Below are 25,385 nucleotides of genomic sequence, written 5' to 3' on the forward strand. Positions count from 1 at the left end.
ATGTGGCGCGTGGGCATATCGTTCCCTCGTGACCTCCGAACCCCGGCTCGTGCACATCGTCGACGACGTCCCCGAGCTCGAGGACACCTCCGCGCTGACGATGGTCGTGGTGCTCGACGGCTTCCTCGACGCCGGCAGCGCCGCGGCGATCTCCAGCCGCTTCCTCGTGCAGCTCACCGAGGGACGCGACGGGCGTGACGCCGGACCCGTGGTCGCGACGTTCGACGTCGACCAGTTCCACGACTACCGCGCCCGCCGGCCGGCGATGTCGTTCGTGCGCGACCACTACGAGGCCTACGACGCGCCACGCCTGGTCGTCCGGCTGCTGCACGACTCCGGTGACACCCCCTACCTGCTGCTGCAGGGCCCCGAGCCCGACAACCGGTGGGAGGCCTTCGCCCGGGCCGTCCGCGAGGTCGTGGAGCGCTTCGGCGTGACGCGCGTGGTCAGCCTCGGCTCGGTGCCGATGGCGGTGCCGCACACGCGTCCGGTCGCGATCACCCACCACGCCAACAACCCCGACCTTCTGACCGGCGAGAGCCCGTGGCGCGGCGAGCTGCGGATCCCGAGCAGCGCCCAGTCGCTGCTCGAGGTGCGCCTGGGGGAGTGGGGTCACGACGCGCTGGGCTACGTCGCGCACATCCCGCACTACCTCGCCCAGCTCGACTACCCGCGGGCGTCGCTGTCGCTGATGGAGCAGCTCGAGCTCGGCGGGCGGCTCACCTTGGACCTGACCGTCGTACGGGAGGAGGCGGAGGCGCGCGAGGACGAGATCACCCACTACCTCAGCGCCAACGAGGAGGTCGCGGACGTCGTCGACGCCCTGGAGCGCCAGTACGACGCCTTCGAGCGCGCGGAGGAGTCCGGCAGCAGCCTGCTGGCCGAGAACCAGCCGCTGCCCACGGGCGACGAGCTCGGCAAGGAGTTCGAGCAGTTCCTGGCCGGCCTGGAGGGCCCGGACGACGAGCCGGGCAGCCGCTAGTGCCGCGCAACGCCGAGGAGCTGGTGCAGCTCCTCGACCTGGAGCGCCTCGACGACAACCTGTTCCGCGGCCGGCAGATGCCCTCGGCGCTGCCTCGCGTGTTCGGGGGGCAGGCCGCGGCGCAGGCAATAGTGGCCGCGACGCGCACCGTGGACCCGGCCTACGCCGTGCACTCGCTGCACTCCTACTTCCTGCAGCCCGGTGACACCGAGGCGCCGACGATCTTCGACGTCGAGACCCTGCGCGACGGCAAGTCGTTCGCGACGCGGCGCGTCCTGGCCCGCCAGCACGGGCGACCGATCTACGCGCTGACGGCCAACTTCCAGCGGCCCGAGGAGGGCTACGAGCACGCCGAGCCGATGCCGACGGTCGTCCCGCCCGAGGAGGCCGTGGACGCGCGCGCGGCGAGCCGGGCACTCGACCCGGGGCGCGACACGACGCACGACTCGGAGTGGGACGTCGTCGACTTCCGCTACGTCGGCAGCTCCGCCGACGGGCGCCTGGCGCCGGACGACGATCACCCGGCGCGCCAGCAGTTCTGGCTGCGAGTGTCCTCCGCGCTGCCGGACGACCCGTTCTGGCACGTCGCGGCGTTCACCTACCTCTCGGACATGACGCTCATGGGGGCGGCGCTGGCGCCCCACGGCGTCCGGATGGGCGACGAGGACATGCTCATCGCCTCGCTCGACCACTCCGTGTGGTTCCACCGGCCCTTCCGTGCCGACCAGTGGTGGCTCTACGACCAGGTCTCCCCGTCGGCCGCGGGCGGGCGCGGGCTGGTGCTGGCCAAGGTCTACACGCAGGACGGCACGCTCGCGGCGAGCGTGGCCCAGGAGGCGCTGCTGCGCCGCCGTACGGCACCAGGAGGCGGCTCGTGAGCGAACCGGACGCCTCGGCGCAGCTCGCGACGGACGAGCTGGTGCGCCTGCTCGACCTCGAGCGCCTCGACGAGGACCTCTTCCGCGGCGCCCAGCCCGACTCCGCGCGAGCGCGGGTCTACGGCGGCCAGGTGGCGGCCCAGGCGATGATCGCCGGCGCTCGGACCGTCGACCGGGAGTACACCGTGCACTCGCTGCACTCCTACTTCCTGCTGCCCGGCGACTACCAGGTGCCCATCATCTACGACGTCGAGCGGATCCGCGACGGGCGCGCGTTCGCCACGCGCCGCGTCGTCGCCCGCCAGCACGGGCGCCCGATCTACTACCAGACGCTGAACTTCCAGCGCGACGAGGACGGCTTCTCCCACCAGGACGCCATGCCCGCCGTCGGCGCGCCGGAGGACGGGCTCGACCTCGTCGAGCTGATGCGCGGGCGCGGCAACGAGGACGCCGACGCGCTGGGCAAGGAGTGGTCGGCGCTGGACGTGCGCTACCTCGGCAACTCGCGCATCGGCCTGCCCGCCGACCCCGAGCACCCGGCGCAGGCGCGGATGTGGATCCGCGTCACCGGCGCGCTCGGCGACGACCCGCTGGAGCACCTGGCGGTCTTCACCTACGCCAGCGACGTGAGCCTGCTGGGGGCGTCCCTGGCCGCCCACGACGCCGACCCGACCAAGACGATGATGGCCTCGCTGGACCACGCCCTGTGGTTCCACCGGCCGTTCCGCGCCGACGAGTGGTGGCTCTACGACCAGTGGTCGCCCTCGGCGAGCGGCGGGCGCGGGCTGTCGTTCGGACGGGTCTTCCGGCAGGACGGCACCCTGGTGGCCACCGCGGCCCAGGAGGGCCTGATCCGGCCGCGGCGGCCGCGCTAGTCCGTCGTACGTCGGTGGGCGGGGCTCAGAGCGCGGTGGTGGCTCCGGCGAGGTGCGGGGCCCCCGAGCGCGGGCTGCTGAGCCCGAACGCGTAGCCCTCCTCGGTCGGGCGCGACCCGAACGCCACCGTGCCGGGCAGCAGGATCGGCTTCTTGAAGGCCACGTCGACGCGGACGTGCTGAGGCAGCCGGTTCTCCAGGGCGCCCACGCAGCGCGCCATGCTCCACATGCCGTGGGCGATCTGGCGCGGGAAGCCCAGCGCCTTGGCGGTCAGCGCGTAGAGATGGATCGGGTTGTGGTCGCCGGAGACGGAGGCGTAGCGGCGGCCCAGGTCGCCGGCCAGCCGCCACTCGGTGCCGGTCGGGGCAGCGGCCGGGAGGGACGTGCCGCCGGGCGCCGTCTCGTCGCCGCGTCCACGACGCAGGAACGTCGAGGTCTCCTCCCAGACCAGCTCGCCGCGGGAGTGGACCTTCGTGACCATGTCGAAGGCGCGTCCCTTGGCGTGCGGGCGCAGGTGCTCGGCGTGGGCGGTCACCTGGAGCTGCTCGGTGACGGCGATCGCACGGTGCTGGGTGATCGAGTTCTCGAGGTGGACGGTGCCGATGGCCGGGAACGGGAACGAGGCGTCGGTCATGATCTGCATGTGCAGCCCGAACGCCAGCAGGTGCGGGTAGGGCAGCGGCAGGACGTCCTTGCGCGGGAAGCCGCACAGGGCGGCGTACGCCGCGGCGTGCTCGACGTCGACCTCGACGTCGTAGCGGCTCAGGGTGAGGTCGGGCAGGTCGCCGCCGCTCTTGCGGATGCCCGGCAGCAGGTTGACCCCGGGGACCGCCGGCAGCGCCGCCTTCACCATCACGGGCAGGCCGGCCACGTCAGGCGCCCAGCATCATCTGGCCGCACACGCGGACGACGTTGCCGTTGACGGCGGTCGACGCGGGGTTGGCGTACCAGGCGATGGTCTCGGCGACGTCGACCGGGAGCCCGCCCTGGGACATGGCGTTGAGCCGCTGTCCGACCTCGCGCGTCGCGAACGGCACGGCCGCCGTCATCTGCGTGATGATGAAGCCGGGAGCGACGGCGTTGACGGTGATGCCGTCGGTGAGCTCGTCGGCCAGGGAGTCGACCAGCCCGATGACGCCGGCCTTGGAGGTCGCGTAGTTGGTCTGGCCGACGTTGCCCGCGATGCCGGCGATGCTGGCGACCCCGACGATCGAGCCACCGGCGTTGACCACGCCCTGGTCGAGCAGCTCGCGGCTGATGAGCTCGGGTGCGGTGAGGTTGACGGCGATCACGGAGTCCCAGCGGGCGTCGTCCATGTTGGCGAGCTTGCGGTCGCGGGTGATGCCGGCGTTGTGGACGACGACGTCGACGCCGCCGTGCTTCTCCTTGAGGTGGTGCGCGATCCGCTGCGGCGCGTCCTTGCCGGTGATGTCGAGCGTGAGCCAGTCGCCGTCGAGCTCCTTCATCAGCGACTGCAGCTCGCTGGCGGCCTGCGGGACGTCGACGCCGAGCACGGTCGCGCCGTCGCGGTGCAGCACGCGCGCGATCTGCTCGCCGATGCCGCGGCTCGCGCCGGTGACCAGGGCGACCTTGCCGGCGAGGGGCTTGGCCCAGTCCGTGACCGTGGGGGCGTCGGTGGTGCCGTGGGCGCCGATGCGGACGACCTGGCCCGAGACGTAGGCGGACTTGGGGGAGAGCAGGAAGGCCAGCGTGCTGCTCACGGCACCCTCCGCGCCGTCGGCGACGTAGACGAGCTGGACGGTGCCGCCGCGGCCGATCTCCTTCCCGAGGCTGCGCGTGAAGCCCTCCAGAGCCCGCTGGGCGACCCGCTCGGCGCCGCTCACCGCCTCCGGCGGCGTGCCGATGACGACCACGCGCGGGCAGCTCTCGAGGCTGCGGAGCACCGGGGTGAAGAACTCGCGGAGCGCGTGCAGGTCGGTGGTCGAGGTGAGGCCCGTGGCGTCGAAGACCAGACCCTTGAACCGGGCGCCCTCCTCGACGGTCTCGGTGGAGGCGATCCCGAGGGTGTCCAGCAACTCGGACAGCGACTCGGCGAGGCGCCCGCGGCCGCCGAGGAGGACGGTGCCGTCCACGAGCGGGGCGCCCTCGGTGTAGCGCTCGAGCGGGGTGGGTGCGGGCAGGCCGAGGTTCTTGACCAGCAGCTTGCCGAGGGGGGACCGGGTGAAGCCCTGGTAGCGGTCGCTCATGGGTGGGAGTCCTCCGAAGTCGTGGGTGTGCAGCCTCATGCAACTCCAGGTGTAACTCGGAGTCCATGTTTCGTGACCTGGCCCTCATTGGCTTCTCCGCGTGCGTCCCGCGAGGAAGGATGGGGTCATGATCGAACGTACCCGTCGCGTCGCCGTCCTCGGCGGCAACCGGATCCCCTTCGCCCGCTCCAACACCGTCTACGCCGGGGTGTCCAACCAGGACATGCTCACGGCCGCGATCGACGGTCTCGTCGCGCGCTACGGCCTGGAGGGCGAGCGCATGGGGGAGGTGGTGGCCGGGGCCGTGCTCAAGCACGCCCGCGACTTCAACCTGACCCGCGAGTCCGTCCTGGGCTCCAAGCTGTCGCCCGAGTCGCCGGCCACCGACATCCAGCAGGCCTGCGGCACCGGCCTGCAGGCGGCCATCCAGGTCGCCAACAAGATCGCGCTCGGCCAGATCGAGGTCGGCATCGCCGGCGGCACTGACACCACCTCCGACGCGCCGGTCGCGATCAGCGACCGGCTGCGCAAGAAGCTGATGAAGGTCAACGCGGCTCGCGACACCAAGTCGCGCCTGGCGGCGCTGGCCTCGATCCGCCCGGGTGACATCGGGATCGAGATCCCGCAGAACGGCGAGCCGCGCACCCGGCTGTCGATGGGCGAGCACGCGGCGCTCACCGCCCTGGAGTGGCAGATCGGGCGTGAGGAGCAGGACGAGCTCGCGGCAGCCTCGCACCAGCACCTGGCGCAGGCCTACGACGCCGGCTTCCTCGACGACCAGGTGACGCCCTTCCGCGGGGTCGAGCGCGACAACAACCTGCGTCCGGACTCCTCGGTGGAGAAGCTGGGCAAGCTCAAGCCGGTCTTCGGCAAGGGGGAGGCGGCCACGATGACGGCCGGCAACTCCACGCCGCTCACCGACGGCGCCTCCGTCGTGCTGCTGGCCTCGGAGGAGTGGGCCGCGGAGCACGACCTCCCCGTCCTCGCCTACCTGACGGCCTACGAGACCGCCGCTGTCGACTACGTCCACGGCGGCGAGGGCCTGCTGATGGCCCCGGCGTACGCCATGGCGCGGATGCTCGAGCGCGAGGGTCTGGGACTGCAGGACTTCGACTACTACGAGATCCACGAGGCGTTCGCCTCGCAGGTGCTCTCCACGCTGAAGGCCTGGGAGGACCCGGTGTTCTGCAAGGAGCGCCTCGGTCTCGACGAGCCCCTGGGATCCATCGACCGCGCGAAGCTCAACGTGCACGGGTCCTCGCTCGCTGCCGGACACCCGTTCGCGGCCACCGGCGGTCGGATCATCAACGTCCTGGCCAAGCTCTTGGCCGAGAAGGGCAGCGGGCGCGGCGTCATCTCCATCTGCGCCGCCGGCGGCCAGGGCGTGACTGCGATCCTCGAGCGCCCCTGACCTCAGGAGCAGTGCTCGCTGCACCAGCGCCCGGCACCCATCAGGGGGCCGGGCGCTGGTGCGTGCGCTGTGGATCAGCGCGTGACGAGGGCGAGCGCGGACGCCACGAGGTGGCTGCGCACCTGGTCGGGCGAGATCTCGCCGACGGTGGGGATCCCGGGCGCCGACTCCGCCACGAGGATCCCGACCCGCGCCAGCTGGAGCGCGCCCAGACCGCTCGCGTAGAGCATGTTGGCGAGCAGCGTCGCGTCACCGGTGTCAGCCGAGAAGTCGCCCGACTCCACGCCGGTCTCGATCACCGTCGAGAGGATGGTGAGGCAGGCCGAGATGCTGCGCCCGAGGCGGAAGAGCGCCCCCTCGGAGATCTCCTCGAGCAGCTCCGGTCCGCGTCGCCGCATCAGCGCCTGGGCGCAGTCGACGAAGGCCGGATGCTCGATTCCGTAGTCGACGAAGGAGCCGACGATCTCGGCCAGCGCGCCGCCCGGACCGTCACCGCGCCCGGCGGCGGCAGCCAGGGCGTCGCGCAGCTCGTCGAGGTAGCCGACCAGGGTGAGCGCGAAGAGCTCCTCCTTGCCGGTGAAGTGCCGGTAGACGATCGCGCGGTTGATGCCGACGGCTCGGGCGATGTCCTCGATCTGCGCGTCGCGCACCCCGCGCTCGTCGAAGAGCGTGCGGGTCGCGGCGATGATCTCGGCCTCGCGGGCGCGCCGACGAGCGGCACCTGCGCGGCGCCGGCCGTCGGTCTCAGGAGTCGTGCCAGGCATGCGCCCAGCGTAGACATTGGTGCAACTCCTAGTTGCACAGGTGTGACAGGTTCGGCGCGGCGGCGCCGCGCGGAGTGGACCGTCGGCCTACTCCCGCCGAGGTCGTGCCCGGATCCAGTCGCGCGCGACCCCCAGTCGCGGGGGTGGCAGGAAGTCCGCGCGCCCGGCGTCGCCGATGCGCACCTCCCACGGCGTCCGGTGCACGGTCCGGTGGTGGTGGCCGCAGAGCATCACGAGGTTGGACAGCGAGGTGGTCCCGCTGTCGAACCAGGGCACGACGTGGTGGGCGTGGCACATGACCGGCGGGCGGGTGCACCCGGGGAAGGCGCAGTGGCGGTCCCGCACGACCAGAGCGCGCCACAGCGGCGCCGTCACGAGGCGTCGGGTGCGCCCGACGTCGAGCACCTCGCCGTCGGTGCCCAGCACCATGGGGATGATCTCGGCGTCGCAGGCCAGCCGGCGAGCGACGTCAGGGGAGACGTCGAGGCCGTCGTCGGTGTGGCCCCGCTCGAAGAGAGTGCCCCGCAGCGCCTCCAACCCGACGGTGACGGCGACCCGTGGCCGCGCGCCGTGCGACTCCGGAGGAAGGTCGGTGTCCATGGCGTGCTGCGCGAGCTGGATGAGGGCGTCCCACATGCGGACGCCGTAGTCGCGCCGGTCGGGCAGCTCCTGACAGGTGTCGGGGTCGATCTCGGGGACGGGAGCGGTCAGCGGCAGCATCGCGGCCCGGAGCACGGCCCCGTCCTCGACGGACCCACGGCCCTTGACGACGATGCCGCCGGCACCGTCGTCGGTGATCGACAGGAAGCGACGCTGGTGGGCTACCCGGTCCTCGCGGGCCAGCTGTGCCTCCAACGTGCGCGCCGTCAGGTCGGGGTCCAGGGTCTCGACCACCCCTCGGGCGTGGCGCGTGAGCTCGGTGGCGGTGACGCGCGACGCCTCGTCGAGCATCTGGGTCTCGGCCGACTCGCGGAGCGCCTCGTCATCGGGGAGCCGGTCGAGGGCGTTGAGCACGATGTCGGCCTGCTCGGGGCTGATGTCACCCGACGCCAGTGCGGACCACGTGGCCGGCCGATGGCTGACGAGCTCGGTGGCGTGGTCGACCGTCTGCTTGGCCTGACCGTGCCGGATCCCCGCGAGGTGGGCGAGCCAGTCGGCCGTCGAGCCCCAGCCGAGCGAGTCCTTCGCGACGTCGCGGGCGTCGATCTCGGCCAGCAGGACGGCCTCGACGGCGTGCTGCTGCGCCCTCATGCCCTGCAGGCCCTCGACGGCCGAGACGAGCTCCAGGTCCGTCGCTTCCGACCAGTCATGACGGGCCAGGACGTGCAGCAGGGCAGCCCCTTCGTTCACCAGGTCAGTGGGGCTGGGGAGGGGGAGCGCCGAGATCGCCATGCCGTCAGGCAACCACCGTCCCTCGCCCTCCGCCACCGCCTCCCGCGCTCCCTGTGGACGACCCACTGTCTCCACCCGACCTGTGGACGTCCGGTGGACATCAGCGCTCGAACAGCTCCCGCACCGTCTGCACGGTGTCGGCCTCGGCCGGGGTCTTGTCGTCGCGGTAGCGCACCACCCGGGCGAACCGCAGCGCCATCCCCGCCGGGTAGCGCGGCGAGCGCTGCACCCCGTCGAGCGCGATCTCCACGACCTGCTCCGCACGCACGTGCACGACGTGACCCTCGCGGTGCGTCTCGAGGGCCAGGAACCGCTCGGTCTGCCAGGCGAGCACCTCGTCGGTCATGCCCTTGAACGTCTTGCCCAGCATCACGAAGCCGCTCTCGCTGGAGTCGTCGCGGGCGCCGAGGTGGATGTTGGACAGCCAGCCGCGGCGGCGCCCGGAGCCCCACTCGACGGCCAGGACGACGAGGTCGAGCGTGTGGACCGGCTTGACCTTGACCCAGGACGCGCCGCGGCGACCGGCGTCGTAGGGCGCCGACGGGTCCTTGACGACGACCCCCTCGTGCCCGGCGGCGAGCACCCGGGCCACGAACGTCTCGGCCTCTTCGGGGTCGTCGGTCACGACGCGCTCGGTGAGGTGCCCGGCGGGCACCAGTCCCTCCAGCGCGGCCACGCGCTCGGTGAGCGGGGCCTCCAGGAGGTCGGTGCCGTCGAGGTGCAGCAGGTCGAAGAAGTACGGCGTGACGTGCACGCCGCTGGCCTGCGCGGTGCGCGAGGCCGTCTCCTGGAAGGGGCGGGGCCGACCCGACTCGCCCAGCGCCAGCGCCTCGCCGTCGAGGACGAACGACGACGCCGGCAGGCCCAGCGCCACCTCCACCACCTCGGGCAGGCGGGCGGTGATGTCCTCCAGCGTCCGGGTCGCGATGCGCACGGTGTCGCCGTCGCGGTGCACCTGGATGCGAATCCCGTCGAGCTTGGTGTCGATCGACACGGGGCCCTCCCCGCCGGCCTTGGTCATCGCCTCGGTGACGCTCGGGGCCGAGGACGCGAGCATCGGCAGCACCGGACGCAGGACCTCCAGGCCGACGGCTGCCAGCGCCTCCTCGCCGCCGGTGAACGCCAGTCGGGCGACCGAGACGGTGGAGCCCGACAGCATCGCCGCCCGTCGTACGGCGGTCAGGTGCACGCCGGCGGCGGCCGCGACGGCCTCCTGCACCAGCGCGTCGAGCGCTCCCTGGCGCACCTCGCCGGTGACGACCCCGCGCAGCCAGGTCTGCTCCTCGGCCGTGGCCCGCCCGAACAGCTCGGCCACCGCGGCCGAGCGGGCCGCCTGCGACCCCGCGCCGGACAGGACGGACAGCGCCGCGAAGGCGGCATCGGCGTCGCGCACCTCCAGCGACGGCGACTCCGCCGCCGGCGGCAGGGTGGTGAGGCCACGCCAGCCCAGGCCGGTGCGGCGCTGGAGCAGGGTGCCGCCGAGGTAGGCGGTCACGACCTCGAGCTCGTCGACCTCGGCGCGCGCGAGCAGCTCGGCGATCGCGGCGACCTTGGCCTTGCGCGAGCGGGTCGCGGCCACCGCGCCCGAGGTGGTGACGACGTCGTGGAGAAGCACCCGCCCATTCTGACCGACACCGCCGACACCCCTTGCGCCGGAACGAGAACACGTTCTAGATTGGACACGTGTCCAGTCAGGTGTCCAGCGTCCCGCGGCGCGGGCTCAACGCCCGCCAGGCGGAGACCGTCGAGCGGCTCCTCGCCGCCGCCGACCTGGAGCTGCGCGAGGTCGGGCCCGAGGCGCTCACCGTGCGCACCGTCGCGCTGCGCGCCGGTGTCTCGGCCGCGACGGCCTACACCTACCTCGCCTCGAAGAACCACCTGTTCGCCGAGCTCTTCCTGCGCCACCTCCAGGGCGACGTCGCTCCGACGCCGGCCGGGGCAGACACCGTGGCGCGGGTCCAGGCGGTCACCCGCCACCTCGCGGCCTCGCTCGCCGCCTCGCCCGAGCTCGCCGCGGGCGTCACCTCCGCCCTGCTCGGCAGCGACCCCGAGGTCGCGCGGCTGCGGCTGCGCATCGGCGCCGAGTACGTCGACCGGTTCGCCGAGGCGCTCGGGGAGCGTCCCGACCAGGCCGTCGTCGAGACCCTCGCCCTCGCCTTCTCCGGGGCCCTGCTCCAGGCCGGCATGGGGCTGATGACGTACACCGAGATGGGCGCCCGGCTCGACGTCGTCGTCGCCACGATCCTGCGAGGCAACCCATGAGCGCCCTGGTCTTCGACCCCTTCGACTACGCGTTCCAGGAGGACCCCTACCCGGTCTACGCGCGCTGCCGCGAGGAGGACCCGCTCCACCACGACGAGCGCCACGACTTCTGGGTGCTCACCCGCCACGCCGACGTCCAGCAGGCCTTCCGCACCGAGGGCGTCTACTCCAACGCCATGGGCGTCTCGCTCGAGCCGAGCGCCTGGGGACCGCACGCCCACAAGGTGATGTCGTTCCTCGGCATGGACCCGCCCCGCCAGCAGCGGCTCCGCTCGCTGGTCTCCAAGGGCTTCACGCCGCGCCGCGTCACCGCCCTGCGGCCGCGCATCCAGGAGCTCACCGACCACTACCTCGACCGCTGCCTCGAGCAGGGCTCGTTCGACTGGATCGCCGACTTCGCCGGCAAGCTCCCCATGGACGTCATCTCCGAGATGATGGGCGTGCCCGAGGCCGACCGCGACGAGGTACGCCGCCTGGCCGACCTCGTCGTCCACCGCGAGGACGGCGTCCACGACGTGCCCCAGGCCGGCATGGTGGCCAGCCTCGACCTCGTCGTCTACTACGCCGACATGGTCGCGCAGCGCAAGAGGCAGCCGACCGAGGACCTCACCAGCGCACTGCTCGCCGTGGAGCTCGACGGCGACCGGCTCACCGACGACGAGATCATCGCGTTCCTCTTCCTCATGGTGGTCGCCGGCAACGAGACCACCACCAAGCTGCTCGGCCACGCGCTGTTCCACCTCACGCGCCACCCCGACCAGCTCGACCGGGTCTTCGCGGACCCGGAGGGGGCCGACCTGGTCGTGCCCTGGATCGAGGAGACGCTTCGCTACGACACCTCCAGCCAGCTGCTCGCCCGGCACCTGCTCCAGGACGTCGAGCTGCACGGCAAGGTCGCGCCGAAGGGCGCCAAGATGCTGCTGGCCATCGGCTCGGCCAACCGCGACGACCGCGTCTTCGACCGTCCCGACGACTACGACCTCGACCGTTCGAAGGACGAGCTGTCCCAGCTGGTCAGCTTCGGCGGCGGGCGCCACTTCTGCCTCGGCGCCAACCTCGCCCGGCTCGAGGCCCAGGTCGCGCTCCACTCCCTCGTGCAGCGCGTGCGGCAGATCGAGGTCGCCCACGACGAGTGCGTGCGCGTCCACTCCGTCAGCGTGCGCGGCTTCGCCTCGGTGCCGGTCCGGACGGAGGCCCGCTGATGGGTAAGTACGACCAGCCGACACGGCGCCCCGCCGTCGTGACCGGCGCCTCGTCCGGCATCGGCGCGGCCACGGCGCTCGTGCTGGCGGCCGCCGGGCACCCGGTCGCGCTGGGCGCCCGTCGGACCGAGAAGTGCGAGGAGGTGGCCGCTCAGGTGCGGGAGAGCGGGGGAGAGGCGAGCGTGCACCCGCTCGACCTCACCGACGCCGACTCCGTGGCCGACTTCGCGGCCGCCGTCACCGCCGACCTGGGTGACATCGAGGTCGTCGTCAGCAACGCCGGGGCCGTCGCCCCCGGCACCACCCACGAGGTCGACACCGAGCGCTTCGCCCGCGAGCTCGACCTCACCGTCCTCGGCGCCCATCGGCTGGTCCGCGCGTTCGTTCCCGGCATGGTCGGCCGCCGCCGGGGCGACCTCGTCTTCGTCTCCTCCGACGTCGCGGTGCGGCCGCGCCCCTTCATGTCCGCCTACGCCGCCGGGAAGTGGGGCCTCGAGGGCATGGCGCAGGCGATGCAGATGGAGCTCGAGGGCACCGGCGTGCGCGCCAGCATCGTCCGACCCGGCCCGACCTGGAGTGGCATGGGCACCGACTGGGACGACGACGAGGCGGCGTTCGTGCTGAACCAGTGGGTGCGCTTCGGGCTCGCCCGCCACGGCCACTTCATGAAGCCCACCGCGGTCGCCGAGGCCATCGCCACCGTGGTCGCGGCCCCGCGCGGCGTCCACCTCAACCTGATCGAGGTCTCGCCCGAGGCCCCCCTGGAGGACCGATGAGCGAGACCGTCAAGAGCCAGCAGGACGTCCCCGAGGTCTCCTACGTCGTCGAGGACGGCGACGGCGAGGACTGGGGCCACCTCGCCGAGATGCGCGTCGACCCGATCGGGCTGTTCCAGCGGGTGCGCGACGAGTGCGGCGACATCGGCCGCTTCCGCCTCGCCGACCGCGACGTCGTGCTCGTCAGCGGCGCCGAGGCCAACGAGCAGTTCTTCCGCGCCCCCGACTCCACGCTCGACCAGGCGGCGGCCTACCCGTTCATGACCCCGATCTTCGGCAAGGGCGTCGTCTTCGACGCCTCGCCCGAGGAGCGCCAGCAGATGCTGAAGAACCAGGCGCTGCGCGGCGACATGATGCGCGGCCACGCCGCGACCATCGAGGCCGAGATCAACCGGATGGTCGCCGAGTGGGGCGACGAGGGCGAGATCGACCTGCTCGACTGGTTCGCCGAGCTCACCATCTACACCACCAGCGCCTGCCTGATCGGCAAGCCGTTCCGCGAGGAGCTCGACGGCACCTTCGCCCGGCTCTACCACGACCTCGAGAAGGGCACCGACGCCCTCGCGTACGTCGACCCCTACCTCGACATCGAGTCCTTCCGCACCCGCGACGCCGCCCGGGTCGAGCTCGTCGCGCTCGTGCAGGCGGTCATCGACAAGCGCCTTGCCCGCGCCAAAGCACATGGGGGGAGCGTGCCGCGCGAGGAGCGCGACCTGCTCGACGTCCTGATCTCGGTGGAGATGACGGCCGACTACATCACCGGGATCTTCATCTCGATGATGTTCGCGGGCCACCACACCTCCTCGGGCACCGCCGCCTGGGCGCTGATCGAGCTGATGCGCCACCCCGAGACGCTGGAGGACGTCGTCGCCGAGCTTGACGACCTCTACGCCGACCCCGACGGATCCGGTGCCGTGGAGATCTCCTTCCAGGCGCTGCGCTCGATCCCGCGCCTGGAGGCGGCGCTGAAGGAGACCCTGCGGCTGCACCCGCCGCTGATCATCCTGCTGCGCGTCGTGCAGGAGGAGATCGAGCTGGCCGGCCACACGATCGCGCCGGGCACCATGGTCGCCGCCTCGCCGAAGGTGTCCAACCGGATCCCCGAGGACTTCCCGGAGCCCGACTCCTTCGACCCGGGGCGCTACCTCGACCCGCGCCAGGAGGACCTGGTCAACCGCTGGACCTGGATCCCGTTCGGCGCCGGCAAGCACCGCTGCGTCGGCTCGGCGTTCGCGATGATGCAGCTCAAGGCGATCTTCTCGGTGATCCTGCGCGACTACGAGTTCGAGCTGGCGCAGCCCTCGGAGACCTACGCCGACGACGTCTCCAAGATGGTGATCCAGCTCCAGCAGCCGTGCCGCGTGCGCTACCGCCGGCGGGCCCGGTGACGGTCCGGTGAGGGTGGTCGCCGACCTGGACCTGTGCCAGGGACACCAGATGTGCCAGGGGGAGGCGCCGAGCGTCCTCGGCTTCGACGACGCCGCCGACGTGGTCGTCGTCCTGCAGGAGCACCCCGAGGAGTCACTGCGGCCGCAGGTGCGCGCCGCCGTCCAGTACTGCCCAGCCATGGCGCTGGCCATCGAGGAGGAAGCATGAGCACGTTGACCCGCGCCGAGATCGAGGAGTTCTGGGAGACCTGGTTGGAGGTCAACCGGGAGGCCGAGCGCAACGCCGACTGGCGGCCGATGGCCGAGTGGTACGCCGAGGACGCCACCTACGGCTGGATGCTGACGCCGGAGGAGCACTTCATGGCGGTCGGGCGCGACCAGATCCGGGACTGGGCGATCGGCATCGAGATGGACGGCTTCGACGGCTGGCACTACGACTACCAGGCGACGGTCATCGACGATCAGAAGGCGATGGTCGTCGGCTTCTGGAAGCAGCGTGCCGGCATCGTCGACGACACCACGGGCCGGGAGTTCGAGATCCCGGGCCTCGGCGGCAGCTGGTTCGGGGTCGCGCGGCAGGCCGACGGTGACCTCAAGTTCTCCTGGCAGCGCGACTGGTTCGACTTCGGTGCCATGGCCCACACGATGGGCGAGGTCATGAAGTCGGGCAAGGCCCCGGACAGCCTGCGCGAGCGCCTGAAGGTCTTCGGTCTCGGCGTGCCCGGTCACTACCGCCCGGAGGACCTGCCGTCGACGGTGTGGCCGCCGCCCGTCGAGGCGGGGGAGCACGTCACCCAGCAGGCGCCGCCCGCGGCCGGGACGGCCGGGACATGACGATCGCGACACCGCCGGCCCGCCTGCTCGTCGACGGCGAGCTCGTCGCGGCCTCGGACGGCGCGACGTACCCGATCCTCAACCCGGCCACCGGTGCGGAGATCGGGCGGGCGCCCGACGCCACGGCCGAGGACGTCGACGCCGCGATCGCCGCCGCCCGTCGCGCCTTCGACGAGTCCGGCTGGGCCACCGACGTCGCGCTGCGGGTGCGCTGCCTGCGCCAGCTGCACCAGGCGCTGCTCGACCACGCCGACGACTTCCGGGCGCTGACCACCGCCGAGGTCGGCATGCCCGGCTTCATGATGGGCGCGGCCGGCTTCGACGTGCCGGTCGAGGGCTTGGCGTGGGTGACCGACCTGCTGGAGTCCTACGAGTTCGAGACCGACCTGGGCGTCGCCAAGCCGATGGGCATCGCGTCGCGGCGCACCGTGCGGCGTGAGCCGGTGGGCGTCGTCGCGGCCATCACCCCCTGGAACGTCCCGACCCAGATCAACCTGGCCAAGGTCGGGCCCGCGCTGGCCGCCGGCTGCACGGTCGTGCTCAAGCCCGCCCCCGACACCCCGTGGGTGGCGTGCGAGCTGGGCCGCCTGGTCGCCGAGCACACCGACCTGCCGCCCGGCGTCCTCAACGTCGTCACGCCGCGCTCCAACGACGTCGCGGCGGTGCTCTCGACCGACCCGCGCGTCGACATGGTGTCGTTCACGGGCTCCACCGCGACCGGCCGCGCCATCATGGCCGCGGCCGCGCCCACGCTGAAGAAGGTCTTCCTCGAGCTGGGCGGCAAGTCCGCGGCCATCGCGCTCGACGACGCCGACGTGGCGGCCGTCGCCGGCGCCGCGGCGTTCACCGCCTGCATCCACGCGGGTCAGGGCTGCGCGATCACGACGCGGCTGGTCGTGCCGCGCGAGCGGTACGACGAGGCGGTGCAGGTCGCCGCCGCGACGATGGAGTCGATCGGCGCCAAGGACCCCGCCGACCCCGGCGCGATCTGCGGCCCCGTGATCTCGCAGGCGCAGCGCGACCGCGTCGAGGGCTACCTCCGGCTCGCGGTCGAGCAGGGCGGCACGTTCGCCACCGGCGGGCACGTCATCGACCAGGAGGGCTTCTGGGTCCAGCCCACCGTCATCGCGGGCCTGGGCAACGACTCCACCCCGGCCCAGGAGGAGATCTTCGGGCCCGTGCTCGTCGTGCTGCCGCACGACGGCGACGACGACGCCGTGCGCATCGCCAACGACTCGCCCTACGGACTGTCCGGCTCGGTCGACTCCGGCTCCCTGGTGCGCGCGAAGGCCGTCGCCGCCCGCATCCGCACCGGCACGCTGTCGGTCAACGGCGGGGTGTGGTTCAGCCCCGACGCGCCGTTCGGCGGCTACAAGCAGTCGGGCATCGGCCGCGAGATGGGCGTCGCCGGGTTCGAGGAGTACCTCGAGACCAAGACGCTGGCGGAGCCCGCGTGAGGGCGAGCGGAGCTCGTCCTCACGAAGAAGGGCGAAGGTTGAGGAGCGTCGACGCAGGCCGGAGCGCAGCGACGGCCCGCGTGACGCGTCTCGAAACCCGGTGAGACGAACGCAGACAGCGACCCCTGACATGCAGCAGGTCTCGAGACGGTTGCCGGCGCAACCTCCTCGACCATCGACGGAGAGGCAACGAGCATGAGCAAGCGTTTCAAGGACAAGGTCGTCATCGTGACGGGCGCGGCGCAGGGCATCGGCGAGGCCTACGCGAGGGCGCTCGCGGCCGAGGGCGCGGCGGTCGTCGTGGCCGACGTCAACGACGAGGCGGGCAAGAGGGTCGCGGCCGCCATCAACGAGTCGGGCGGACGCGCGATCTTCGTGCACACCGACGTCTCCTCGGCCGAGTCGGCCGCGGCGATGGCCGAGCGCACGGTCGCCGAGCTCGGCGGGATCGACGGTCTGGTCAACAACGCGGCGATCTACGGGACGATGGAGTTCGACCTGCTGATCACCGTCGACTGGGACTACTACAAGAAGTTCATGTCGGTGAACATGGACGGCGTCCTCGTCGTCACCCGCGCGGTCTGGAAGCACATGCAGGCCCGCGGAGGCGGCTCCATCGTCAACCAGAGCTCGACCGCTGCCTACCTCTACTCCGGCTTCTACGGCCTGGCCAAGACCGGCGTCAACGGGCTGACCCAGCAGCTGGCCCACGAGGTCGGCGGCATGGGCATCCGTGTCAACGCCATCGCCCCGGGCCCCACCGACACGGAGGCCACGCGCACCCAGGCCGGCGACGCCGCCAAGGACCTGGTGAAGGGCCTCGCCCTCAAGCGCATGGGCCAGCCCGAGGACATGGTCGGCGCCTGCCTGTTCCTGCTCTCCGACGAGTCGGCCTGGGTGACCGGCCAGATCATCGCGGTCGACGGCGGACAGACGTTCCGCCCGTGAGCACGCCCGGCAGCACACCCGGGAGCATGCTCGCGGTCGGCTTCGTCGGCCTCGGCAACATCGGCCGTCCGATGGCGCTGCGGCTGGCGTCGCAGGCCGAGGAGCGGGGGCTGGACGTCCATGTGTACGACGTCGCACCGGAGCCCGTGGCCGAGCTGGTCGCCGGGGGAGCCATGGCCGCGGCCAGCGTCGCCGAGCTCGCGGCGCGGGTCGACGTCCTGTGCGTGATGGTCCGCGACGACGACCAGGTGCGCGAGGTCCTCGGGGCCGCGCTCGGCGTCGCCGACGAGCGGCTGACGGTCGTCATCCACTCCACGGTGGCACCCACGACACCGGCCGAGCTGGCCGACACCGCCGCCCGCCACGGGGTGAGGGTCGTCGACGCGCCGGTCAGCGGCGGGGCGATGGGCGCCGCCGACGGCACCCTCGCGATCCTGGTGGGCGGCAGCGACGAGGCGTTCGCGACCTGCCGACCGGCGCTGGACGCCATGGGCACCAAGGTGGTCCACGCCGGCCCCGTCGGAGCGGGCACCCGCCTCAAGCTGGCCCGCAACCTGATGCACTTCGTGGCGTTCACCGCCGCGACCGAGGCGCAGCGCCTCGCCGAGGCGGCCGGCCTGGACCTGCGGGCGCTCGGCGACGTCGTGCGCCACACCGACGCGATCACCGGCGGTCCCGGCGCGATCATGCACCGCGCGACGACGGCGCCGCTGGCCGAGGACGACTTCTGGTTCGGGGTGTTCTCGCACGTCCGTGCGCTCGGGGAGAAGGACCTAGGGTTCGCCACGGAGCTCGCCGACCAGCTCGGGGTCGACGTGCCCCTGGCCCGTCTGGCCCTCGACCGGCTCGGCCCCGGCCTGGGCCTCCCACCCAAGGAGCAGCCATGACCACCCCGATGAGCGGGAAGTTCGACGACCTCCCGGAGACCCGCCGCCGCGGCCTGGAGCGGATGGAGGCCGTCTACGGCTTCGACATGACCGACGGCCAGGGCGACTTCTTCGCCTACACCGCCGACCACCTCTTCGCCGACATCTGGAGCCGCCCGGGGCTCTCCGACCGCGACCGCCGGCTGCTGCTCATCGGCCTGCTCGCGGGCAGCGGCGGAGCCGACGTCCTCGGGATCCAGATCCCGGCCGCCTACGCGAACGGCGAGCTCGACGAGACCGCGCTGCGCGAGATCGTGATCTTCCTGTGCCACTACGCCGGCTGGCCCAACGGCGCCCGGCTCAACGCGATCGTCGAGGAGACCATCGCCAAAGCCAGGCGAGCGGCGGACAGGGCGGCCCGGCAGGCCGAGGACGGCTCGTGAGCGACCGGGCCACCCTGGCCGAGCTGCCGGCCGGCGACGCCGGCATCGCCTCCGCCACACCGGGTCCGGACCTGGTGACGGCCGGCTACACCGAGATCGAGCACACCGCGTCCGGCACGGCCGTCTCCTACGTCGCCGACGACCTGCCGGTCGACGGGCACTGGTCGCTGCGCGAGGGCGACCGGGCGCCCTACGTCACTCGGGTGGTGGTGCGCCGTCCCGCACGGGAGGCGGCGAGCGGCACCCTGGTCGTGGAGTGGCTCAACGTCAGCAGCGGCAGCGACGCCGCGCCGGGCTGGACGTTCTACGCCGACGAGGTGGTCCGCCGCGGGCACGCCTACGCCGCCGTGTCGGCGCAGTACGTCGGCGTCGAGGGCGGCCTGAGCTCCGTGGCCGTCGGCGACCTCGGGAGCCCGGGGCTGCGCGGTCGCGACCCCGAGCGCTACGCCGCGCTGACCCACCCCGGCGACGCGTTCGCCTACGACGTCTTCACCCAGGTCGCCCGCGCCGTCGCCGACGAGGTCGGCGCCACGTGCGTGCTGGCCACGGGGGAGTCCCAGTCGGCGTTCGCGCTGACGTCGTACGTCGACGGCGTGCAGCCGCTGGCCGGCCTCTTCGACGGCCTGCTGGTCCACAGTCGCGGGGGAGCGGCGCTGCCGCTGGGCCGCCCCGGGGTGGGGCTGCCGATGGCCGACGTCGTCACCGGCGCTCCGACCCGGCTGCGCACCGACCTGGACGTCCCGGTGCTGGTGGTGCAGACCGAGACCGATCTCTTCGGCCGGCTCGGCTTCCTGCCGGCCCGCCAGCCCGACCACGAGCGCCTGCGCACCTGGGAGATCGCCGGGGCCGCCCATGCGGACAAGCACGTCATCGGCGACTTCGAGGACTTCCTCGGCTGTCCGACCCCCGTCAACCGCGGCCAGCAGGTGTTCGTCGTCCGCGCCGCCCTGCACCACCTCGAGCGCTGGGCGCGCGGGGGCGAGGCGCCCCCGGCGGCCGAGCCGCTCGCCGTCGAGGGCGACTCCTTCGTCCTCGACGATGTCGGCAACGTGCGCGGCGGCCTGCGCACCCCCGTGGTGGACGCGCCGGTCGAGCGGCTGTCGGGCAGCACGGAGCCCGGGGCCTCGGTGATCTGCCAGCTCTTCGGCAGCACCAGCGCGCTCCCGCGCGAACAGGTCGCCGAGCGCTGGCGCGACCGCGACCACTACCTCGCGTCGTACGCCGAGTCGGCGGACCGCGCGATCGCCGACGGCTTCGTCCTGGCCGACGACCGCGACGCGCTGCTCGCCGACGCGCGCCCGGAGCGCGTCGACGAGGCGCTCGCGTAGCGTGCCGGTCGATCGAGCACCCCGACGTGGACTCGTGGTCGTCCTCGCCATGACCGGCACGTCCACCGTCGCGCCGTAGCCGATTCGGTCGCGGGGCTGGACCTTGCCCCAGGGGCAGGGCACAGCCTGGCGTGACCGGTGAGCCTCGCCGGGGACGAGGATGACGCTGTGCACCTGACCATCGGCGACTTCGGTCGCGCGTCCGGCCTGAGCGCCAAGGCGCTGCGGCTCTACGACGACCTCGGCCTGCTCCGGCCGGCCGAGGTGGACCCGTGGACCGGCTACCGCCGCTACGCGCCCGAGCAGCTCGACCAGGCCCGCCTGGTCGCCCGGCTCCGGCTCGTCGGCATGCCGCTGGCCCGGATCCGCGAGGTGTGCGCGGCGAGCCCGGACGCCCGTGCGTCGATGGTCTCGGCGTACTGGTCCCAGGTCGACGCCGACCACGCCTCCCGGCGTGCGGTCGTCGCCACCCTCGTCGACGAGCTCGCGACGAAGGAGCACCCCATGTCCACCACCCCCACCCAGCGCCTGAATGCCCGCCCCGCCGTCAGGCACGGTCAGGGCGCGCGAGACGCCCAGCTCGACGCGGTCCACGCCGGCACGCTGCTCTTCGCCGTCGCCGACGGGTTCGGCTCGTCGCCGAGCGTCGCCGCGGCGGCGGTCGCGGCCGCCGCCGAGCTGGAGCGTGCGCCGTTCGACGCGACGCCGGAGGCCGCACTGCAGGCCGCCGTCGCCCGGGCCTCCGCCCGCGTCGGCGAGCTCGGCGAGGACGGCGACGGCACGACGCTGACCGCGCTGTGGCTGGTCGGCGACCGCGCGCACGTCGCGCACGTGGGCGACGCCCGGGTCCACCGTGTCCGCGACGGCGAGGTCGCGACCCTGACCCGCGACCACACGCTCGTGCAGGCGCTCGTGGAGGAGGGGCGTCTGAGCGACGACGAGGCGCGCGCCCACGAGCACCGCGCGCTGCTCAACCGGGCGCTCGCGCCGGGTGCCGCGGTCGAGGCCGACCTGCTCGCGACCGACGTACGGCCGGGCGACCGGTTCGTGCTCACCACCGACGGCGTCCACTCCGTGCTGGAGCGGGACGTGCTCGACGGGCTGCTGCGCGCCGCGGCGGACGCCGATGCGGTCGCCGAGGGAGTCGAGGCCGCGGTCGTCTCGGCCGGGGCGAGCGACAACTACACCGTCGTCGTGGTCGACGTGACGCCGTAGCGGCGGGGTGACGTTTCACCAAGGTATGCAGGGAAGGCGTCACTTCCCGGGGACTGCACCCCGAGGGAAGTGACGCTCGAGCGACATCCCTTGGTGAAACTGCCGACGTCCACGACGGCCACGCCGCCCGGCGTGGACGACGGGGACGAGGGCCTTCGTGCTCCTCGGGGGTGTCCGCGACGCCGGTGTTCTCCTCGGCCGCGCCGCGCTCGCTGCTCTGCTCTGCTCTGCTCGGACATGGTGCTCCTCGCGCTCGGGTCCCCGCCTGAGGAGGGACCGGTCCGGGTCCGCGCCCCTGAGCCGGCGGAGCATGCCGGACGCGACCCGCGCCCGGCTGGACGCTCGGGCGGCTCAGGCGGTGGCGGCGACGGGCTCCGTGGCCTCCAGGACCGCCGCGGTCACGGCGCCGCGGATGACCTGGGCGAAGACGGTGTCGAGCTCGTCGACCCCGCCGAAGTAGCCGCTGACCTCCAGCGAGACGAAGCCGTGGAGCGCGGAGAAGACCGCCATCCCGGTCTGCAGGATCCGGTCCTCGGGCAGGCCGGTGGAGCGCACCATCACCGACAGCGCCTCGATGGTGCCGGCGGCCGCTTCGAAGAAGGCCTCCCGGTCCAGGGGCGCGCGGGTCATGGCGGCGTAGCGGTGGGGGTGGTCGCGGGCGAAGGCGCGCAGCGAGTGGCTCAGCACCTGCAGCCCGTCGGCGCCCGCGCGCCCCATGGCGGCGGCGCGGACGTGCCCGCCGAGCAGCGTCATCGCGCGCACCTGGAGGGTGGCCCGCAGGTCCTCGAGGTTCGCGACGTGGTTGTAGAGCGAGGAGACGCGGGTGTCGAGCTCGGCCGCGAGCAGCGTCATGGTCAGGGCGTCGTAGCCGTCGCGGTCCACGAGCGCCTCGGCGGCCCGGAGCACCGACTCGTGGTCGAGCCGGGGCCGGCGACCGCGGGCGGCGGCGGGGGAGGACGGCACGGGTGCTCCTGTCGATGAACCGGTTTCGTGCAGGAGTGAATGACTATAGCGAGCGGGGTCGCGGCGGCGGCGTCACCAGCCGGGCGGCAGGGAGGTGAAGTCGGGCTCGCGGCCCTCGGCGAACGCCGTCAGCGCCTCGAGGTTGGCCGGGCCGCCCATGAGCTCGGCGAACGCCGCGTTCTCGCGCTCGCGGGCGGCGCGGATCCCGGCCCGCAGCGGCTCGGTCATGGTGCGCTTCACCGCGACCAGGGAGGAGATCGGGCGCGCGGCCAGCACCTCGGCGTGCCGCCGCGCCTCCGCGAGCAGCTCCTCGGGCTCGCAGACCCGCCACACCAGGCCCATCTCGAGCGCCTGTGCGGCGTCGACCCACTCCGCGGACAGCAGCATCCAGGCGGCGTCCTGCCGTCCGACGAGCCGTGGGAGCAGGTACGACGACGCGGCCTCGGGCGCGACCCCGAGGCTGGTGAACGGGCACTTGAGCCGGGCCGTGCTCGACATGAACGCCAGGTCGGCGTAGCCCAGGATCGTCGCCCCGATGCCGAGCCCGACGCCGTTGACCGCGCAGACCAGCGGCTTCGGGAAGTCGACGAGGGTGTCGAGGAGCCCGAGGAAGCCGTGGCGCCCCGGCACGAAGTCCGGGTCGGTCGCCCGCGCGTGCATCTCCAGGAGGTCGGTGCCCGCGCTGAAGCCGCGGCCGTTGCCGGTGAGCAGCACCACCGCGACGCCGGGGTCGGCCGCGGCGTCGATCAGCGCGTCCGTCGTCGCGTCGTAGAGCGCCTCGTTGAAGGCGTTGAGGGCCTCGGGCCGGTCCAGGGTCAGGGTCCGCACGCGGTGGGAGTCGGCGATCTGCAGCGTCATGGCGGCAGCGTACCCAGAACTAGAACGCGTTCTACGTCGGTCGCGGTCGCTGTCGGCCCGGCCGATTAGGCTCGGGGACATGGGAGACGACGGGCTGACGCGCGAGTGGCGCCCGGCCTGGCCGTGCTCCGTGGGCTCGGTGCTGCGCCCGCACCGCCGCGGCGCCGGCGACCCGACCTACCGCGTCGACGAGGCCGGCCGCCACTGGCGCGGCATCCGCACCCCGCTGGGCCCCGCGACGCTGTGCCTCCAGTCACGACCGCGCGAGGGCGACGTGCTGGCCCGCGCCTGGGGCCCCGGCGCGGAGTGGGTGCTCGAGTCGGTCCCGGCCATGCTCGGCGCCGACGACGACTGGTCGGCGTTCGAGCCGCGGCTCCCGGTCCTGGCCGACGCGCTCAAGCACCACCCCCACTCCCGGCTCGGCCGCACCGGCCTGGTCATGGAGGCGTTGGTGCCGGCGATCATCGAGCAGAAGGTCACCGGCCAGGAGGCGTTCGCGGGGTTCCGGATGCTGGTGCACCGCTTCGGCGAGCGCGCCCCCGGCCCCGGCGCCGGGCTCAAGCTGTGGGTGCAGCCGACCCCCGAGCAGCTGCGGCAGGTGCCGTCCTGGGAGTGGCTGCGACTGCACGTCGACCCGGCCCGCTCCCGCACGATCGTGACCGTCGCCCGCGTGGCCGACGCCGTGGAGCGCACCGCCTCGCTGTCCCCCGAGGAGGCCGAGCGCCGGCTGCGCTCGCTGCCCGGCATCGGCGTGTGGACCTCCGCCGAGGTGCGCCAGCGCGCCTTCGGCGACCCCGACGCCGTCTCCTTCGGCGACTACCACGTCGCCAAGGACGTCGGCTGGGCGCTGACCGGCACGCCGTTCGACGACGCCGAGCTGGAGCAGTACCTCGAGCCCTGGCGCCCGCAGCGCGGACGCGTGGTCACGCTCGTCTACCTCGCGGGGCTGCGTCGTCCGCGCCACGGGGCGCGCATGTCGCCGCGCACGCACCTGCCCGCCAAGGTGACCCGTACGTGACGCCGGCGGCGACCCACTAGATTGAGGTCCGTGTTCACGAGCAGCAGCGTCGCAGCCCGCGCGCTGAGGGTCGTCCGCAAGACCCTGCTGCGCCTGCTCGCGATCCAGCTCGCCGTCGCCGCGATCATGTCGCTGGTCGACTCCTACCGCCGCCGCGGCAAGAAGCCCAAGCCGTTCCCGGTCACGCCGCCGAGCACGGTCGAGGTCGGCGACGGGACCGTGACGACGTACACGTTCGGCAAGGACCTCTACGCCGACATGCTCGCGGCCATCGAGGGCGCCCAGCGCCAGATCCTCTTCGAGACCTACATCTGGAAGGGCGACGAGACGGGGGAGCGGTTCAAGGCCGCGCTCGCCGCCGCCGCCGACCGCGGCGTGGAGGTCTACTGCATCTACGACGGCTTCGCCAACCTCGTCGTCTCGCCGGTGTTCAAGCACTTCCCCGACAACCTCAAGGTGCTGCGCTACCCCGTCTACGCCGCCGGCTGGCGCTTCTTCGACCTGGCCCGCTACGGCCGCGACCACCGCAAGATCCTCGTCGTCGACGAGACCGTCGGGTTCGTGGGCGGCTACAACATCGGCTCGGCCTACGAGACCGAGTGGCGCGACACCCACATGCGCATCACCGGCCCCGCGGTCTGGGACCTCAAGCGCGCCTTCGCCGACTTCTGGAACCTCAACCGGCGCCGCCGCCTGCGCGCCAGCGAGCGGCCGCTGCTGCTCGAGACGGCCTCCACCTGGGAGCCGCGGATCCGGGTGCAGCGCAACGTGCCGCGGCTGTGGATGTTCCCGATCCGCTCGATGTACATCGAGGCCATCAACCGCGCCAGCCGCAACGTCTGGCTCACCACCGCCTACTTCACGCCCGACCAGGACTTCGTCGACGCGATGCGCCACGCCGCCCAGCGCGGGGTCGACGTCCGGCTGCTGCTGCCGCTGAAGTCCAACCACATCGTGGCCGACTGGATCTCGCGCGGATACTTCACCCAGCTCCTCGACGCCGGGGTGCGGGTGTTCCGCTACAAGGACGCGATGGTGCACGCCAAGACCGCCACGGTCGACGGCACCTGGGTCACGGTCGGCACGGCCAACATCGACCGGCTCAGCCTGACCGGCAACTACGAGATCAACGTCGAGGTCATCGACGAGTCGCTGGCCAAGCAGCTCGAGGACGTCTTCGCGACCGACGAGACCAACTGCCTGGAGCTCACCAGCCTCGAGTGGGAGGCCCGTGACCTGCACCGCAAGTTCACCGAGTACTTCCTGGCGCCGCTGCGCCCGCTCCTCTAGCACCTCCCGACGGCCCGCTGAGGACCCC

General features: G+C 72.8%; 25 protein-coding genes. 18 read left to right on the forward strand and 7 right to left on the reverse strand.

The genetic code is table 11. The features are described 5' to 3' along the window. The first annotated feature begins 28 nt into the window (after window positions 1-28). Genes IRQ30_RS15065 through IRQ30_RS15075 form a run of 3 tightly spaced genes read left to right on the forward strand, consistent with a single transcriptional unit; the run spans window position 29 to window position 2,735 of the window. Window positions 29-982, forward strand: a complete 954-nt coding sequence (locus tag IRQ30_RS15065; protein WP_338089728.1) for a PAC2 family protein — start codon at window positions 29-31, stop codon at window positions 980-982. Beyond that, a complete protein-coding gene (locus IRQ30_RS15070) occupies window positions 982-1,860 on the forward strand; it encodes an acyl-CoA thioesterase domain-containing protein (protein ID WP_193613856.1) in 879 nt (292 codons plus the stop codon). The genes IRQ30_RS15065 and IRQ30_RS15070 overlap by 1 nt, the downstream gene beginning before the upstream one ends. Then, a complete protein-coding gene (locus tag IRQ30_RS15075) occupies window positions 1,857-2,735 on the forward strand; it encodes an acyl-CoA thioesterase domain-containing protein (protein ID WP_193613857.1) in 879 nt (292 codons plus the stop codon). The genes IRQ30_RS15070 and IRQ30_RS15075 overlap by 4 nt, the downstream gene beginning before the upstream one ends. 25 nt (window positions 2,736-2,760) lie before the next feature. Here IRQ30_RS15075 and IRQ30_RS15080 read toward each other — a convergent pair whose 3' ends face one another. Next, window positions 2,761-3,606 (reverse strand): MaoC family dehydratase, encoded by an 846-nt coding sequence (locus tag IRQ30_RS15080; RefSeq protein WP_338089729.1) that lies wholly within the window; start codon window positions 3,604-3,606, stop codon window positions 2,761-2,763. A gap of 1 nt (window position 3,607) precedes the next feature. Then, on the reverse strand, window positions 3,608-4,942 hold the full coding sequence (locus tag IRQ30_RS15085; RefSeq protein WP_193613858.1) for a 3-oxoacyl-ACP reductase: 1,335 nt from the start codon (window positions 4,940-4,942) through the stop codon (window positions 3,608-3,610). 127 nt (window positions 4,943-5,069) lie between these two features. Here IRQ30_RS15085 and IRQ30_RS15090 point away from each other — a divergent pair, with 127 nt between their 5' ends. After that, window positions 5,070-6,353 carry an acetyl-CoA C-acetyltransferase gene (locus IRQ30_RS15090; RefSeq protein ID WP_193613859.1) on the forward strand — a complete coding sequence of 428 codons (1,284 nt, stop codon included), beginning with the start codon at window positions 5,070-5,072 and terminating at the stop codon, window positions 6,351-6,353. A gap of 74 nt (window positions 6,354-6,427) precedes the next feature. Here IRQ30_RS15090 and IRQ30_RS15095 read toward each other — a convergent pair whose 3' ends face one another. From IRQ30_RS15095 to IRQ30_RS15105, 3 genes are all read right to left on the reverse strand, one after another. Further along, complete coding sequence (locus IRQ30_RS15095; RefSeq protein ID WP_193613860.1) at window positions 6,428-7,117, reverse strand: TetR/AcrR family transcriptional regulator; 690 nt, start codon at window positions 7,115-7,117, stop codon at window positions 6,428-6,430. An 87-nt stretch (window positions 7,118-7,204) separates the two neighbouring features. After that, window positions 7,205-8,467 carry a DUF222 domain-containing protein gene (locus IRQ30_RS15100; protein WP_193613861.1) on the reverse strand — a complete coding sequence of 421 codons (1,263 nt, stop codon included), beginning with the start codon at window positions 8,465-8,467 and terminating at the stop codon, window positions 7,205-7,207. 142 nt (window positions 8,468-8,609) lie between these two features. Continuing rightward, the gene (locus tag IRQ30_RS15105; RefSeq protein WP_193613862.1) at window positions 8,610-10,124 is read right to left on the reverse strand and encodes an ATP-dependent DNA ligase; all 1,515 of its coding nucleotides are present in this window, start codon (window positions 10,122-10,124) and stop codon (window positions 8,610-8,612) included. A 68-nt stretch (window positions 10,125-10,192) separates the two neighbouring features. Between IRQ30_RS15105 and IRQ30_RS15110 the strand changes: the two genes are divergently transcribed. The 12 genes from IRQ30_RS15110 to IRQ30_RS15165 all read left to right on the forward strand — a co-directional run bounded on the left by IRQ30_RS15110 (window position 10,193) and on the right by IRQ30_RS15165 (window position 21,228). Continuing rightward, on the forward strand, window positions 10,193-10,771 hold the full coding sequence (locus tag IRQ30_RS15110) for a TetR family transcriptional regulator (protein ID WP_193613863.1): 579 nt from the start codon (window positions 10,193-10,195) through the stop codon (window positions 10,769-10,771). Next, window positions 10,768-11,973, forward strand: coding sequence for a cytochrome P450 (locus tag IRQ30_RS15115; RefSeq protein WP_193613864.1), 1,206 nt, complete (start codon window positions 10,768-10,770; stop codon window positions 11,971-11,973). The genes IRQ30_RS15110 and IRQ30_RS15115 overlap by 4 nt, the downstream gene beginning before the upstream one ends. Further along, the gene (locus IRQ30_RS15120) at window positions 11,973-12,749 is read left to right on the forward strand and encodes an SDR family oxidoreductase (protein ID WP_193613865.1); all 777 of its coding nucleotides are present in this window, start codon (window positions 11,973-11,975) and stop codon (window positions 12,747-12,749) included. Before IRQ30_RS15115 ends, IRQ30_RS15120 begins: the two co-directional genes overlap by 1 nt. Further along, window positions 12,746-14,137, forward strand: coding sequence for a cytochrome P450 (locus IRQ30_RS15125; RefSeq protein WP_193613866.1), 1,392 nt, complete (start codon window positions 12,746-12,748; stop codon window positions 14,135-14,137). Before IRQ30_RS15120 ends, IRQ30_RS15125 begins: the two co-directional genes overlap by 4 nt. A gap of 7 nt (window positions 14,138-14,144) precedes the next feature. Continuing rightward, complete coding sequence (locus IRQ30_RS15130; RefSeq protein WP_193607232.1) at window positions 14,145-14,345, forward strand: ferredoxin; 201 nt, start codon at window positions 14,145-14,147, stop codon at window positions 14,343-14,345. After that, window positions 14,342-14,971 carry a nuclear transport factor 2-like protein gene (locus IRQ30_RS15135; RefSeq protein ID WP_193613867.1) on the forward strand — a complete coding sequence of 210 codons (630 nt, stop codon included), beginning with the start codon at window positions 14,342-14,344 and terminating at the stop codon, window positions 14,969-14,971. Before IRQ30_RS15130 ends, IRQ30_RS15135 begins: the two co-directional genes overlap by 4 nt. Then, the gene (locus IRQ30_RS15140; RefSeq protein WP_193613868.1) at window positions 14,968-16,428 is read left to right on the forward strand and encodes an aldehyde dehydrogenase; all 1,461 of its coding nucleotides are present in this window, start codon (window positions 14,968-14,970) and stop codon (window positions 16,426-16,428) included. Before IRQ30_RS15135 ends, IRQ30_RS15140 begins: the two co-directional genes overlap by 4 nt. A 195-nt stretch (window positions 16,429-16,623) precedes the next feature. Beyond that, window positions 16,624-17,376: an SDR family oxidoreductase gene (locus IRQ30_RS15145; RefSeq protein ID WP_193613869.1), complete on the forward strand. Its 753-nt coding sequence runs from the start codon at window positions 16,624-16,626 to the stop codon at window positions 17,374-17,376. Next, a complete protein-coding gene (locus IRQ30_RS15150; RefSeq protein ID WP_338089731.1) occupies window positions 17,373-18,263 on the forward strand; it encodes an NAD(P)-dependent oxidoreductase in 891 nt (296 codons plus the stop codon). Before IRQ30_RS15145 ends, IRQ30_RS15150 begins: the two co-directional genes overlap by 4 nt. Beyond that, window positions 18,260-18,685, forward strand: coding sequence for a carboxymuconolactone decarboxylase family protein (locus tag IRQ30_RS15155; protein ID WP_227463522.1), 426 nt, complete (start codon window positions 18,260-18,262; stop codon window positions 18,683-18,685). Before IRQ30_RS15150 ends, IRQ30_RS15155 begins: the two co-directional genes overlap by 4 nt. Then, a complete protein-coding gene (locus IRQ30_RS15160; protein WP_193613870.1) occupies window positions 18,682-20,013 on the forward strand; it encodes an alpha/beta hydrolase domain-containing protein in 1,332 nt (443 codons plus the stop codon). Before IRQ30_RS15155 ends, IRQ30_RS15160 begins: the two co-directional genes overlap by 4 nt. A 168-nt stretch (window positions 20,014-20,181) precedes the next feature. Next, window positions 20,182-21,228 carry a MerR family transcriptional regulator gene (locus tag IRQ30_RS15165; protein ID WP_193613871.1) on the forward strand — a complete coding sequence of 349 codons (1,047 nt, stop codon included), beginning with the start codon at window positions 20,182-20,184 and terminating at the stop codon, window positions 21,226-21,228. Window positions 21,229-21,579: 351 nt separating this feature from the next. On the opposite strand, the gene IRQ30_RS15170 is transcribed toward IRQ30_RS15165, so the two are convergent. Then, entirely contained in the window at window positions 21,580-22,191 is a 612-nt protein-coding gene (locus IRQ30_RS15170; protein ID WP_193613872.1) for a WHG domain-containing protein, read from the reverse strand. Window positions 22,192-22,263: 72 nt separating this feature from the next. Then, window positions 22,264-23,049 (reverse strand): enoyl-CoA hydratase/isomerase family protein, encoded by a 786-nt coding sequence (locus IRQ30_RS15175; protein WP_193613873.1) that lies wholly within the window; start codon window positions 23,047-23,049, stop codon window positions 22,264-22,266. A 79-nt stretch (window positions 23,050-23,128) separates the two neighbouring features. Here IRQ30_RS15175 and IRQ30_RS15180 point away from each other — a divergent pair, with 79 nt between their 5' ends. Both IRQ30_RS15180 and IRQ30_RS15185 read left to right on the forward strand, forming a co-directional pair. Next, window positions 23,129-24,067: a DNA-3-methyladenine glycosylase family protein gene (locus tag IRQ30_RS15180; RefSeq protein ID WP_193613874.1), complete on the forward strand. Its 939-nt coding sequence runs from the start codon at window positions 23,129-23,131 to the stop codon at window positions 24,065-24,067. 30 nt (window positions 24,068-24,097) lie between these two features. Continuing rightward, window positions 24,098-25,357, forward strand: coding sequence for a phospholipase D-like domain-containing protein (locus IRQ30_RS15185; RefSeq protein WP_338089732.1), 1,260 nt, complete (start codon window positions 24,098-24,100; stop codon window positions 25,355-25,357). The last annotated feature ends 28 nt before the right edge of the window (window positions 25,358-25,385 follow it).

Origin of the sequence: Nocardioides lijunqiniae, assembly GCF_015024225.1 — a bacterium.
GTDB lineage: Bacteria > Actinomycetota > Actinomycetes > Propionibacteriales > Nocardioidaceae > Nocardioides > Nocardioides lijunqiniae.

What these genes read in the sequence shown, in the direction of transcription:
- IRQ30_RS15085 (WP_193613858.1), bottom strand. Translation starts at nt 4,942, where the DNA reads ATGAGCGACCGCTACCAGGGCTTCACCCGGTCCCCCCTCGGCAAGCTG.
- IRQ30_RS15090 (WP_193613859.1), top strand. Translation starts at nt 5,070, where the DNA reads ATGATCGAACGTACCCGTCGCGTCGCCGTCCTCGGCGGCAACCGGATC.
- IRQ30_RS15095 (WP_193613860.1), bottom strand. Translation starts at nt 7,117, where the DNA reads ATGCCTGGCACGACTCCTGAGACCGACGGCCGGCGCCGCGCAGGTGCC.
- IRQ30_RS15115 (WP_193613864.1), top strand. Translation starts at nt 10,768, where the DNA reads ATGAGCGCCCTGGTCTTCGACCCCTTCGACTACGCGTTCCAGGAGGAC.
- IRQ30_RS15120 (WP_193613865.1), top strand. Translation starts at nt 11,973, where the DNA reads ATGGGTAAGTACGACCAGCCGACACGGCGCCCCGCCGTCGTGACCGGC.
- IRQ30_RS15125 (WP_193613866.1), top strand. Translation starts at nt 12,746, where the DNA reads ATGAGCGAGACCGTCAAGAGCCAGCAGGACGTCCCCGAGGTCTCCTAC.
- IRQ30_RS15135 (WP_193613867.1), top strand. Translation starts at nt 14,342, where the DNA reads ATGAGCACGTTGACCCGCGCCGAGATCGAGGAGTTCTGGGAGACCTGG.
- IRQ30_RS15140 (WP_193613868.1), top strand. Translation starts at nt 14,968, where the DNA reads ATGACGATCGCGACACCGCCGGCCCGCCTGCTCGTCGACGGCGAGCTC.
- IRQ30_RS15145 (WP_193613869.1), top strand. Translation starts at nt 16,624, where the DNA reads ATGAGCAAGCGTTTCAAGGACAAGGTCGTCATCGTGACGGGCGCGGCG.
- IRQ30_RS15155 (WP_227463522.1), top strand. Translation starts at nt 18,260, where the DNA reads ATGACCACCCCGATGAGCGGGAAGTTCGACGACCTCCCGGAGACCCGC.
- IRQ30_RS15175 (WP_193613873.1), bottom strand. Translation starts at nt 23,049, where the DNA reads ATGACGCTGCAGATCGCCGACTCCCACCGCGTGCGGACCCTGACCCTG.
- IRQ30_RS15180 (WP_193613874.1), top strand. Translation starts at nt 23,129, where the DNA reads ATGGGAGACGACGGGCTGACGCGCGAGTGGCGCCCGGCCTGGCCGTGC.